The organism is Arthrobacter sp. Edens01, from assembly GCF_001307035.1.
Lineage (GTDB): Bacteria > Actinomycetota > Actinomycetes > Actinomycetales > Micrococcaceae > Arthrobacter_B.
On record NZ_LKIU01000005.1, the window covers coordinates 1,333,962 to 1,346,310 of the forward strand.

Sequence of the window (12,349 nt, forward strand, 5' to 3'; positions counted from 1 at the left end):
GTACGGCGGAGCCTGCCTAGATGTTGAAGCCCAGGGCCCGCATCTGATCGCGGCCGTCGTCCGTGATCTTCTCAGGTCCCCACGGCGGCATCCACACCCAGTTCAGCCGGAACTCGTCGACGATGCCTTCCAGCGCCTTGCCTGTCTGCTCCTCGATGACATCGGTCAGCGGGCAGGCGGCAGTGGTCAGGGTCATGTCAATGAGCAGGGCACCGTCTTCAGCGTATTTCAGCCCGTACAGCAGGCCCAGGTCGACGACGTTCACCCCCAGCTCGGGGTCGATGACGTCCTTGAGGGCCTCTTCGACATCCTCAAGGGATGTCTGGGCCAGGTTGGCGTCAGTCATGTTCTGCTCCTCGTCTTCCGGCGTTCTGCGGTGCCGGATCAGGCGCTGGCTGCGCCGGCGTTGGTGAACCGGTCGTAGCCCTCTTCTTCAAGGCGGTCGGCAAGCTCGGGGCCGCCCTGCTCGGCGATCCGTCCGTCGACGAATACGTGCACGTAGTCCGGCTTGATGTAGCGCAGGATCCGCGTGTAGTGCGTAATCAGCAGCGTACCCATGTTTCCGTTGGCGTGTTCACGGTTTACGCCTTCGGAGACAACCTTCAGGGCGTCCACGTCAAGACCGGAGTCGGTCTCATCCAGGATGGCGAACTTCGGGTGGAAGAGCTCAAGCTGGAGGATCTCCACGCGCTTCTTCTCGCCGCCGGAGAAGCCTTCGTTGACGTTTCGCTGGGCGAAGTCGGCATCGATGCGAAGCTGCGACATGGCGCCCTTGACGTCCTTGGTCCAGTGGCGCAGGGACGGTGCTTCGCCGTCCAGTGCGGTCTTGGCGGTGCGCAGGAAGTTCGTCATGGTGACGCCCGGAACCTCAACCGGGTACTGCATGGCCAGGAAGAGGCCGGCGCGGGCGCGCTCGTCAACGCTCATTGCCAGGACGTCTTCGCCGTCCAGGGTGATGGAACCGCTGTCCACCGTGTAGCGCGGGTGGCCGGCAATGGTGGAGGCGAGGGTGGACTTGCCGGAGCCGTTCGGGCCCATGATGGCGTGGGTTTCCCCGGTGTTGATGGTGAGGCTGACGCCCTTCAGGATCTGCTTCTTGACACCCTGTTCGGTCTCAATGCTGACGTGAAGGTCCTTGATTTCAAGAGTGGACATGCGTTGTTCGCTTTCTCTTTGCACGCGTGCGGTGCGGTCTGCAGGTTCTTGGTGGAGGAAGAGGTCTTAGTTCTCGACCTGTGCGAGCTCACGCTCGACGGCGGCGGTGAGGCGCTCTTCCAGTTCCGGAACCCGGATCTGCTGGATGATTTCGTTCAGGAAGCCGCGCACCACAAGGCGGCGTGCGATGTCCTCGGGGATGCCCCGGGCCATCAGGTAGAACAGGTGCTCGTCGTCGAACCGGCCGGTGGCGCTGGCGTGGCCGGCACCTTCAATGAGACCGGTCTCGATTTCCAGGTTCGGCACGGAGTCGGCACGGCCGCCGTCGGTAAGCAGCAGGTTGCGGTTCACCTCGTAGGTGTCGGTACCTTCGGCTTCCTTGCGGATCAGCACGTCGCCAACCCAAACGGTGTGTGCGTCCTTGCCCTGCAGTGCGCCCTTGTACATAACGCGGGACTTGCAGTTCGGCACCGCGTGGTCGACGAACAGGCGCTGCTCCAGGTGCTGGCCGGCGTCGGCGTAGTACAGGCCAAACATCTGCACATCGCCGCCGGTGGCGGTGAACTTCGAGGACGGTGTCACGCGCACCAGGTCGCCGCCGAGGCTGACGACTACGTGCTTGAAGCGTGCGTCGCGGCCAACCTTGGCGTACTGGGCGGACGCGTGAACGGCGTCGTCGTCCCAGTCCTGTACGGAGATGACGGTCAGTTCCGCGCCGTCGCCGACGATGATCTCCACGTTCTGGGACAGCGTGGCTGAACCCTTGTGGTCCAGGACCACAACTGCCTTGGAGAAGGCGCCGGCCTCGATGACCACGTGCTGGGCGGCAGGATCAGTGCCGGCACCTGTGATGCTCAGCGTGACCGTGCCTTCAGCCTGCATGTCCTTCGGAATGCTGACCAGGGTGGCTTCGGTGAAGGCTTCCCAGGCTGCTGCAGCAACCAGGTCTTCGGGGATGCCTGCGGTGCCGATCCGGGCATCGTCGCGGCCGATTCCGGCTACGGTGATGCCTTCGGGAGCTACCACGGCCACCTCGGGGGCGGTCCCGGTCAGATCCTGGGTGTGCAGGCCGCGCAGGCGCTTCAGCGGAGTAAACCGCCAGTCCTCTTCACGGCCGGTGAGCTTGCCAAAATCCGCCCGGTTGAAGGAGGTGAGGCGCCCGGCGCGCGAGCTGTCAGGAATGCCTGCCCCGGCACCGTGGCTGTGGGACTTGCTGCTGTCACCGCCCAGAACGGGGGAAGAATCGTTCAGCGGGGAGAGGTTTTCGCCTTCCTCGGTGAAACCGTCAATGCGGACCCGGCGGTCCCCAGAGGGGGCCCCGATGCGCGCCTTGACGCCTTCCACTGCGTTGCTGACCTTCTCGGCTACGGTTTCAGCGACGTTCTCGGCTGTGTTTACTACGGCGTCGTTTAGCTTCGACATTAACCGACGGCTCCTTCCATCTGGAGTTCGATGAGGCGGTTGAGTTCGAGGGCGTATTCCATCGGCAGTTCGCGTGCGATCGGCTCGATGAAGCCGCGCACGATCATTGCCATTGCCTCGTCCTCGGGAAGGCCGCGGGACATCAGGTAGAACAGCTGCTCCTCGCTGACCCGCGAGACGGTGGCTTCGTGGCCCATGGTCACGTCATCCTCGCGGATATCCACGTAGGGGTAGGTGTCCGAACGGGAAATGGTGTCCACCAGCAGGGCGTCGCAGCGAACGGTGTTGGCGGAGTTCTTCGCGCCTTCACGGACCTGGACCAGGCCGCGGTAGGCAGCACGGCCGCCGCCGCGGGCAACGGACTTGGAGATGATGGAGCTCTTGGTGTTAGGGGCAATGTGCACCATCTTCGAGCCGGTGTCCTGGTGCTGGCCTTCGCCGGCGAAGGCGATGGACAGGGTCTCGCCCTTGGCGTGCTCGCCGACCAGGTAGACAGCCGGGTACTTCATGGTGACCTTGGAACCGATGTTGCCGTCGATCCACTCCATGGTGGCGCCTTCGTGCGCAATGGCACGCTTGGTCACCAGGTTGTACACGTTGTTCGACCAGTTCTGGATCGTGGTGTAGCGGACGCGGGCGTTCTTCTTGACGATGATCTCGACGACGGCGGAGTGCAGTGAGTCCGAGGTGTAGATCGGAGCGGTGCAGCCTTCGATGTAGTGGACGTAGGAGTCCTCGTCCGCGATGATCAGCGTGCGCTCGAACTGGCCCATGTTTTCCGTGTTGATGCGGAAGTAGGCCTGCAGCGGGATCTCCACGTGGACGCCCTTCGGGACGTATACGAAGGAACCGCCGGACCACACGGCAGTATTCAGCGAACCGAACTTGTTGTCGCCTACCGGGATAACCGTGCCGAAGTACTCCTGGAAGATCTCCGGGTGTTCCTTCAGCGCGGTGTCGGTGTCCAGGAAGATGACGCCCTGGCGCTCCAGGTCTTCACGGAGCTGGTGGTACACGACCTCGGACTCGTACTGGGCAGCGACGCCGGAAACCAGGCGGCCGCGCTCAGCTTCGGGGATGCCGAGCTTCTCGTACGTGTTGCGAATGTCCTCGGGGAGATCTTCCCAGGTGTTCGCCTGCTTCTCGGTGGAGCGCACGAAGTACTTGATGTTGTCGAAATCGATGCCGGAGAGGTCTGCACCCCAGGTGGGCATGGGCTTGCGGTCGAAGTACTTCAGGCCCTTCAGGCGCAGGTCCAGCATCCATTCCGGTTCGTTCTTCTTCGCCGAAATGTCACGGACAACCTCCTCGGAGAGGCCGCGGCGGGCGTTGGACCCGGCGACATCTGAGTCGGCCCAGCCGTACTCGTAGGTACCAATGCCCTCGAGTTCGGGGTTCTTTTCCAGGATGTCTGAAATCACGGAGTCGGGCACCGCTGGTGCCTCAACCTTCCGGGTTACTTGATCCGTCATCACGGCCTTTCTTGCTGATGAGTGGATGTGGACTGGTTGGTTGCGGAGCCCACCGTCTGGTGAGGCGCAGACTTCGAACGGCCCACGGGGATGTGGGTCGTACAAACGTGCCCCCCGCGGGAGAGCGTGGACAGCCTGCGCACGTCCACACCCAGCAGCCGGGAGAAAACTTCGGTCTCCTTGTCACAGAAGACGGGGTAGGCGCTGGCCAGCGCCTGGATGGGGCAGTGCCCCTGGCAAAGCTGGATGCTCAGCAGGGTGCTGGGTGTCCGGCTCGTGCCGATCATGGTCGTAGAGGCAACGAAGCCGTCCCTGGTCAGTTCTGCGGAGAGCGCCCGGGCCCTGTCCTCCAGGGCAGGACCAGCGGCGTCGAGCACCGGACGGTAACGTTCTTCCATCTTCCGGAACCGCTCTGCCGCGAATGCTTCAATGGCTTCCGGACCGGCTGCAGCTCCAAGTGCCCGAAGGGCCTCGGTGGCAATGGTCAGGTAGTCATTGCCCAGATAGGACTGGCCCTGCTGGCTGACAACGTAGCGCCGCGCCGGACGGCCTGCACCTGCCCCGGGGCTGGAAACCCGCTTGACCTCAATCAGGCCCTGCCGCTCCAGTGCGTCCAGGTGCCTGCGCACCGCTGCCGGCGTGAAGCCAAGCCGCTCGCCGAGCTCGGCCGCACTCACGGGACCGTGCTCAAGCACGGCACCGAGTACGCGGTCCCTGGTACGTTCTTCCGACTCCCGGGCTGCTGCCTGGGTTGCGGGTTTCACCGCCCCAGTCTCCGCCGGAGGGGTCTCCGTCTCTGAGCTCTTCACAGAATACACAACACAATCATGACCTAATCCATTCCTCAAGGCTACTAAGGACATGCTTCCCACCCGCCCGCACGGGGTGCGGGGAGGGCGGGAATGGACTACTACCTAACGTAGAATACTGGGGTGCCTAACAATGAACCCTGCCTGTCTATCTCCGGTCTGATCCGGGATCTGGGCCCTGTTCCCGGTTTGGACGGGAAAATGATCCGGGTGCTGGCCGGGGTCGACCTGACCGCGAGGCGGGGGGAGGTCACCGCACTCCTCGGCGCAAACGGTGCCGGCAAGACAACCACGCTCGAATGCGCGCAGGGGCTTCAGCCCATCGACGGCGGCGAAGTGCGCCTTCTCGGCGAAGCACCCTATGGAGCGGGCGCAGAGCTGCGCGCGCGCGTAGGGGTCATGCTCCAGGACGGCGGACTGCCGCCGGCTGCCCGTCCCGTAGCCCTGCTGCGGCATATAGCTTCCATGTACAGGGATCCGCGCGACGTCGATTCGCTGGTGGAGCGTCTGGGAATCAACAGCTTTGCCAGGACAGGCATCCGCCGCCTCTCCGGCGGGCAGCGCCAGCGGGTTGCGCTGGCAGCAGCCCTCGTGGGCAACCCGGAAGTGCTCTTCCTTGATGAGCCGAGCGCCGGGCTGGACCCGCAGTCCCGCCAGATAGTGTTCGACCTGATCCAGGAGCTTAGGGCAGAAGGACTGGGCATCATCCTGACCACCCACCTCCTCGACGACGCCCAGCGGCTCGCCGACTATGTCTACATCATCGATGCCGGGCGCACCGTGGCTTCGGGAACTGTGGCGGAGCTCACGGCACGGACCGCTGCCCACGCCAGCGGACGCGAACTCACTTTCGAGGCACCCCCCGGGCTCAAGCCCGCGCTTGCCGGGCTGGAACACCTGGCGTTCACCGAAGATACTCCGGGCCGGTACGCTCTCCGGGGCGAGTTCTCCCCCGCAGACCTCGCCGGACTGGCTGGCTGGTGGCAGGATGCAGGCATCCTCCCGGACAGCATCCACATGGCATCCCGCACTTTGGAGGACGTGTTCCTCGAACTCTCCGGAAAGGAGATCCGATGAGCGCGCCGGCTTCCCTGCCAGTCAGGGTCCTGAACCAGGGCAAATACGAGGCCGAGACCATGCTGCGCAACGGTGAACAGCTCATTCTCGCCGTCGTGCTTCCGCTCCTTGGCCTCATTGCATTGAGCGTGACTCCGGTCCTGGATGACTTTGGGCCCTCCCGGATAGACACAGCCACGCCCGGCATCCTTGCCCTGTGTGCCCTGTCAACTGCTTTCACCGGCCAGGGCATCGCAACCGGCTTCGACCGGCGCTACGGTGTTCTCCGGTTCCTCTCCACCACTCCCCTTGGCCGGGCCGGACTCATTGCCGGCAAGGTGATCGCCGTGCTGTCCGTACTGGCGATCCAGGTGGTGCTTGTCAGCGTCGTCGCCCTCTTCATCGGCTGGCGTCCGTCGCTGCCCGGAATCCCGCTGGCGCTCCTGCTGCTTGTCCTTGGGGCAGTGGCCTTTACCTCGCTTGGCCTGCTGGTCGCCGGAACGGTCCGGCCCGAGGCCACACTGGCCATCACCAACCTGCTCTGGATCCTTCTGGCGGGCATCGGAGGCATAATCCTTCCGGCTGCCAGCCTGCCCTCAGACATGGAACCGTTCGTCCAGCTGCTGCCCTCGGCGGCGCTGGGTGATGTACTGAGATCAGCCCTGATAGATACGCAGTTCAACCTTTCCGCCACGCTCATCCTGCTGGCGTGGACAATCCTGGGCGGCCTCGCTGCTGTCCGCTGGTTCAAATGGAGTTAGTTCCCGTGTCCAATACCCCCGCTCCCGCTCCCGCAGCACGGAAGGCCGAGCTTTCCGCTGGGCCCGCCACAGGCAAGCTGGTCCGCACCCTCGCGGTGGCTACCCTGGTGGCCAACATTGCCATTGTGGTCACCGGCGGCGCCGTGCGGCTGACCGCTTCAGGGCTGGGCTGCCCCGAATGGCCGCTGTGCACGGCGGATTCGCTGGTCACGACGCCGGAAATGGGCGTTCACGGCATCATCGAGTTCGGCAACCGGCTGCTGACGTTTGTCCTGGCCGCGATTGCATTTGGCATGCTTGCTTCAGTGTGGAAGGCGCGGTCCACGCGCCCGGACCTGCTGTGGCTTTCCGCGGCGGCCCTGGCCGGCATCCCGGCCCAGGCCTTCATTGGCGGCATTACGGTGTGGACCGACCTGAACCCCTGGGTGGTCGGCCTGCACTTCATTGTTTCGATGGTCATTATCAGCGTGGCTGTAGTGCTGGTGAACCGGGCGTGGCTGACAAGCGGACAGCTTGCCGAGGGCAACGCACCACTGGCTGACCGCCCCCTGCGTCCGCTGGTCTGGGCGATCGGCGTGCTGACGGCGATTACCGTCGTGCTCGGGGTCATGGTGACCGGTTCCGGCCCGCATGCCGGTGACCACGGTGCTGCCCGCAACGGCCTGGATCCGGACTTCATTACCCGTCTCCACGTTGTCCCGGTCTACCTGCTGGTCTTCGCCACGGCCGTGGCGCTGTACCTGGTTTACCGACGTACCGCGGATGTCCGGCTGCGGCGTTCCCTGGTGGTCTTCGCCGTCGTTGTTCTGGCCCAGGCAGTGATCGGCTATGTACAGCATTTTCTCCACCTGCCGATCGTCCTGGTGGCACTGCACATGCTGGGAGCCTCGCTGCTCACCGGTGCTGCGGCCTACGTTGTGTACACGGCGCTCTCGCACAAGGTGCCGGGTGCGGTCGATGCGTCTTCGGAGGCAAGGGACTAGTTACGCAGTCGCCGCCGAATCCCACGAAACCCCTGGTTTCGCGGGATTCGCTCGTTAAGGTGTCCCTCGGCCCGGGTAGATTGTCTGGAAAACTCCGGAGGGTCACCCATGAATACAAGATCTGCGGGCATTGCCGGCGCGATGCTTATCGCGCTGCTGGCACAAACCGCCTGTACGGCAAACCTGGATTCGACCGGAGATGACCTGTCACCGCCCGTCGAGACGGCTGCAGCGCTGTGGGAGTTTGAGCCAAACGCATACGTCTCTGAAGCACTCGATTTTATCGAGGCCAATGGGCTCTATCTCGAAGACATCGATTGGCCTGCGGTCAGGGAGCGGGCTCTTGAACAGACCGCCGGCGCCAAATCTCCGGATGAAACCTACCCGGCGCTAAAGGAAGTTATTGATCTGGCAGGAGGCAGGCACAGCGCACTGAGGGAGCCGAACCCGAATCCCCCGGGGTACAGCTTCATTCACACTCCTGAAGCCGAACTGCTCGGTGACGGTGTGGCGGTCCTCAACATACCGGCGTTCAGATCACCCCGGCCGGAACACATTGAAGAGTATGCCGAAGCGGGGTGGGATGAGATAGCAAGGCTCTCCGCCGAAACGCAATGCGGCTGGATCGTCGATGTGAGGGAGAACTACGGCGGAAATATGCTGCCCATGATTAGCGCCGTCACACCGCTTCTCCCCGAAGGCACACTGATGCAGTTTATTGATCGGGACGGAAACAGTTCGGCGGTCGCAGCCAGGGACGGGGGGATTTTTCAGAATGGTGAATACCAGGCGGGCGCCTCCAGCCGGGCCGCAGATATGAGCCACCTGCCGGTCGCCGTCCTTCAGTCAGGTTCGACAGCAAGTTCGGCAGAGGCTGTCGTTATCACTTTCATGTCCCGAGACGGAGTCAGAACGTTCGGAGCGGATACAGCAGGACTGTCAACCGGAAACGTGACGAAGACTATGCCTGACGGTGCGGTTCTCCGGGTCACCCGCGCCTACATGGCCAACAGCTCCGGGGTACCCGCAGACGGTGCTCTTCCGGTACATACAGCCTCCGATGACCCGCTGTCCGCGGCCACCGAGTGGCTCAGGGAAACCTGTGAGATGGGTTCGCGCTAGCAGAGCTGCTAGAGAAGCGGTCCGCCGACGAAGGGATCGACGGCCAGCGCCACGAAGAGGATGGTGAGGTAGCTGATCGAACCGTGGAAGACCTTCATGGCCGTCTTGTCCGTGACCTCGCCCCGCTGGGCCCGGGCGTGGAGGCGATGGGTTTCTGCAAGGAACCATGCGCCGCTGAGGACGGCTCCGGCGGTGTAGACCCAGCCGGCACCGCCAACCGGAATCAGGAGCAGCGAGCAGACGACCGTGGCGTAGGCGTACAGGACAACCTGCACGGAGACCACCTTCGCACCGGCAACGGCTCCGAGCATGGGAACCGAGGCGTTGCGGTAGTCCTCGCCATACTTCATGGACAGCGGCCAGTAGTGCGGAGGCGTCCAGAGGAAGATCACCATAAAGAGGATCACGGCAGGCCACTCGACGGTGTTCGTCACGGCGGCCCAGGCGATCAGCACAGGCATGCAGCCGGCTGCTCCGCCCCAGACAATGTTCTGGGTGGTTCGGCGCTTGAGGATCAGAGTGTAGAACACCACGTAGAGCAGGATTGCGCCGAGACCCAGGAGGCCGGTGAGCGGATTGGCACCGAACCAGAGCAGGGCAATCGAGACGATTCCAAGCGCCCAGCCGAATACCAGGGCTTCGCGCGGGCTGACCTCACCCGTAACCAGCGGGCGCTTTTCGGTCCGGCGCATCAGCCGGTCCATGTCCCTGTCGATGTAGCAGTTAAAAACACCGGCACTGGCTGCTGCCAGTGCGCCGCCGACCATGGTCGACACCATGAGCCAGACCGAGGGAACTCCGCCCTGCGCAAAGAACATGGTGGGAAGGGTGGTGACCAGAAGAAGTTCGATCACGCGCGGCTTCGTGAGGGCCACATAGGCCCGAAGCTTACGTCCCACGCTCATTTTTCCGGTGTATACCGGAACCTCGGCGGGGGCATGCTGCGTACTCACGAAACGATCACTCAGTCCTGTCTGGAATCCTGTCTGGGCCGTAAAAGTCCACGCTCATCATAACCTCTATCCCCTGTAGAAAACGAAGCAGGTACCCGCCCCGGAGGCGTTCTGCACGGGCATTGGGATGCTGTGGCCCCCGCGCACCCCTTTTTCCCCAGTGAATGCGGGACACGATACGCCAATTGGCGGGGCCTTCGGGATAAGGTTGAAGCGGACATTGCCCCCGTGCGCAAACATTGCCGTGGGAGGCTGGCTGACCTGCCGGTTTGCCGGGGGCCGACGGCCCGCTGGAACAAGCAGGGCCTCGCCTGTGTTCCGTTAGAAACACCGCAAGATCCGGTTGGAGCGGCAGAAGCCGCTTCCGGTGCCTAATGCACCGGTGATCCGTAGAGAGAGGGGCCCGGTAAACGTGCCACATTTGGAAGAGCAGAACCTGACCTGGAGCGAGACGGACAGCAAGGCAGTAGACACTGTCCGCGTCCTGGCCGCCGACGCCGTTGAGAAGGTCGGCAACGGGCATCCCGGAACCGCCATGAGCCTGGCTCCGGCAGCTTATCTGCTGTTCCAGAAAGTCATGCGCCACGATCCCGCGGATCCGCACTGGCTTGGACGCGACCGTTTCGTCCTCTCCCCCGGACACACGTCGCTGACCCTTTACATCCAGCTCTTCCTGTCCGGTTACGGACTTGAGCTCGATGACCTGAAGGCCCTGCGTACCTGGGGCTCCAAGACTCCGGGCCACCCCGAGTACCGCCACACCGACGGCGTTGAAATCACCACCGGGCCGCTGGGCCAGGGGCTGGCCTCCGCAGTTGGCTTCGCGTTCGCGCAGCGCCGCCTCCGCGGAATGTTCGACGCCGATGCCCCCGCAGGCTCCAGCCCCTTCGACCACACCATCTGGGTCATTGCCTCCGACGGTGACCTGCAGGAAGGCGTGACGGCTGAGGCTTCCTCGCTGGCCGGGCACCAGGAACTGGGCAACCTTGTGGTGATCTACGACGAGAACCACATCTCCATTGAGGACGACACGGACATCGCCTTCACCGAGGACGTCCTCAAGCGATACGAAGCCTACGGCTGGCACACCCAGCGCGTTGACTGGACTGCAGGCGGGGAATACCGCGAAGACGTCAACGGCCTCTACGACGCTCTTGCCGCGGCCAAGGCCGAGACGAACCGGCCCTCGATCATCTCCCTGCGCACCATCATCGGCTGGCCTGCCCCGAACAAGCAGAACACCGGCAAGATCCACGGTTCGGCACTCGGCCGGGACGAGGTCGCTGCGCTGAAGGAAACCCTGGGCTTTGATCCGGAAAAGACCTTCGACGTCGATCCCGACGTACTGGCCCACGCCCGTGAGGTCCGTTCTCGCGGCGCAGAAGAGCACGCGCTCTGGAATGATTCCTTCGCCGCCTGGCAGGAGTCGAACCCGGAAGGCGCCGCCCTGCTGGAGCGCATCCAGGCAGGCAAGCTGCCCGCAGGCTGGGAAGAATCCCTGCCTGCCTTCGAAGCCGGCAAGGACGTTTCCACCCGAGCCGCCTCCGGCAAGGTGCTCAGCGCCATCGGCCCGGTTCTTCCGGAGCTGTGGGGCGGATCGGCAGACCTTGCCGAGTCCAACAACACCACCATTGAGGGTGCGGAGTCATTCGTACCTGCCGGACGGCAGACCGCTGCATGGTCCGGCGGTCCGTACGGCCGGGTCCTGCACTTCGGTATCCGTGAACACGCCGCAGCTGCGATCGTCAACGGCATCACCATGTCCAGCAACACCCGCGCCTTCTCTGGCACGTTCCTGATCTTCAGCGACTACCAGCGCCCCGCGGTCCGCCTCGGCGCGCTGATGGGTGTGCCCTCCATCTACGTGTGGACGCACGACTCGATTGGCCTTGGCGAAGACGGACCGACCCACCAGCCGGTGGAGCAGCTCGCGTCCCTCCGCGCCATCCCGGGGCTCGACGTCGTCCGTCCTGCGGATGCAAACGAGGTGGCCGTTGCCTGGCGCACCATCCTGGAGAACACTGAAAACCCGGCAGGCATTGTGCTGACCCGGCAGAATGTTCCCACCTGGGAGCGCGGCACCGGAGCGGCAGACGCCGGTTCCTTCGGTGCAGCCGACGGCGCAGCCCGCGGCGGGTACGTACTGGCCGAAGCCGTGCGCGGCGGCGAGACCGTGACCCCGGACGTCATCCTGATTGGAACCGGCTCCGAGGTACAGCTGGCCGTCCAGGCCCGCGAAGCACTGGCGGCCGAAGGCATTGCCGCCCGCGTCGTTTCCATGCCCAGCGTCGAGTGGTTCAACCGCCAGGACGCTGAGTACCGCGAGTCCGTCCTGCCGCGTTCGGTCAAGGCCCGGGTGTCGGTGGAAGCCGGTATCGCCCAGGGCTGGCGCGAATTCGTCGGTGACGACGGCCGCATGGTTTCCCTGGAACACTTCGGCGCTTCAGCCGACTACAAGACTCTGTTCAATGAGTTCGGCATCACTGCCGACGCCGTTGCCCAGGCAGCCCGGGACTCCCTGGCAGCCGTGCACGGCCATGACGCAGCCCCCGCAGGCACGCCTGCAGCACCTTCCGGCGCCGCCTCCACCGAGACCGGCGACCAGAAGTAACCGCG

General features: G+C 64.1%; 11 protein-coding genes. 5 read left to right on the top strand and 6 right to left on the bottom strand.

The annotated features are described in order from the left end of the window. Window positions 1–16: 16 nt before the first annotated feature. From AO716_RS12380 to AO716_RS12400, 5 genes are all read right to left on the bottom strand, one after another. On the bottom strand, window positions 17–346 hold the full coding sequence (locus AO716_RS12380) for a metal-sulfur cluster assembly factor (RefSeq protein ID WP_055241151.1): 330 nt from the start codon (window positions 344–346) through the stop codon (window positions 17–19). A gap of 38 nt (window positions 347–384) precedes the next feature. Beyond that, window positions 385–1,155, bottom strand: a complete 771-nt coding sequence (gene sufC, locus AO716_RS12385; RefSeq protein ID WP_055241153.1) for a Fe-S cluster assembly ATPase SufC — start codon at window positions 1,153–1,155, stop codon at window positions 385–387. A gap of 66 nt (window positions 1,156–1,221) precedes the next feature. After that, a complete protein-coding gene (gene sufD, locus AO716_RS12390) occupies window positions 1,222–2,577 on the bottom strand; it encodes a Fe-S cluster assembly protein SufD (protein ID WP_082413533.1) in 1,356 nt (451 codons plus the stop codon). Then, on the bottom strand, window positions 2,577–4,049 hold the full coding sequence (gene sufB / locus AO716_RS12395; RefSeq protein WP_055241155.1) for a Fe-S cluster assembly protein SufB: 1,473 nt from the start codon (window positions 4,047–4,049) through the stop codon (window positions 2,577–2,579). The genes sufD and sufB overlap by 1 nt, the downstream gene beginning before the upstream one ends. Beyond that, the gene (locus AO716_RS12400) at window positions 4,049–4,813 is read right to left on the bottom strand and encodes a helix-turn-helix transcriptional regulator (RefSeq protein WP_055241157.1); all 765 of its coding nucleotides are present in this window, start codon (window positions 4,811–4,813) and stop codon (window positions 4,049–4,051) included. The genes sufB and AO716_RS12400 overlap by 1 nt, the downstream gene beginning before the upstream one ends. 168 nt (window positions 4,814–4,981) lie before the next feature. Here AO716_RS12400 and AO716_RS12405 point away from each other — a divergent pair, with 168 nt between their 5' ends. The 4 genes from AO716_RS12405 to AO716_RS12420 all read left to right on the top strand — a co-directional run bounded on the left by AO716_RS12405 (window position 4,982) and on the right by AO716_RS12420 (window position 8,780). Further along, window positions 4,982–5,935, top strand: a complete 954-nt coding sequence (locus AO716_RS12405; protein ID WP_055241159.1) for an ABC transporter ATP-binding protein — start codon at window positions 4,982–4,984, stop codon at window positions 5,933–5,935. Continuing rightward, window positions 5,932–6,675: an ABC transporter permease gene (locus AO716_RS12410; RefSeq protein ID WP_055241161.1), complete on the top strand. Its 744-nt coding sequence runs from the start codon at window positions 5,932–5,934 to the stop codon at window positions 6,673–6,675. The genes AO716_RS12405 and AO716_RS12410 overlap by 4 nt, the downstream gene beginning before the upstream one ends. A 5-nt stretch (window positions 6,676–6,680) precedes the next feature. After that, the gene (locus tag AO716_RS12415) at window positions 6,681–7,658 is read left to right on the top strand and encodes a COX15/CtaA family protein (RefSeq protein WP_055241163.1); all 978 of its coding nucleotides are present in this window, start codon (window positions 6,681–6,683) and stop codon (window positions 7,656–7,658) included. 108 nt (window positions 7,659–7,766) lie between these two features. Then, window positions 7,767–8,780 carry a S41 family peptidase gene (locus AO716_RS12420; protein WP_082413537.1) on the top strand — a complete coding sequence of 338 codons (1,014 nt, stop codon included), beginning with the start codon at window positions 7,767–7,769 and terminating at the stop codon, window positions 8,778–8,780. 8 nt (window positions 8,781–8,788) lie between these two features. On the opposite strand, the gene AO716_RS12425 is transcribed toward AO716_RS12420, so the two are convergent. Beyond that, window positions 8,789–9,685, bottom strand: a complete 897-nt coding sequence (locus AO716_RS12425) for a heme o synthase (protein WP_055241167.1) — start codon at window positions 9,683–9,685, stop codon at window positions 8,789–8,791. Window positions 9,686–10,154: 469 nt separating this feature from the next. Here AO716_RS12425 and tkt point away from each other — a divergent pair, with 469 nt between their 5' ends. Continuing rightward, complete coding sequence (tkt, locus tag AO716_RS12430; protein WP_082413538.1) at window positions 10,155–12,344, top strand: transketolase; 2,190 nt, start codon at window positions 10,155–10,157, stop codon at window positions 12,342–12,344. Window positions 12,345–12,349 lie beyond the last annotated feature (5 nt).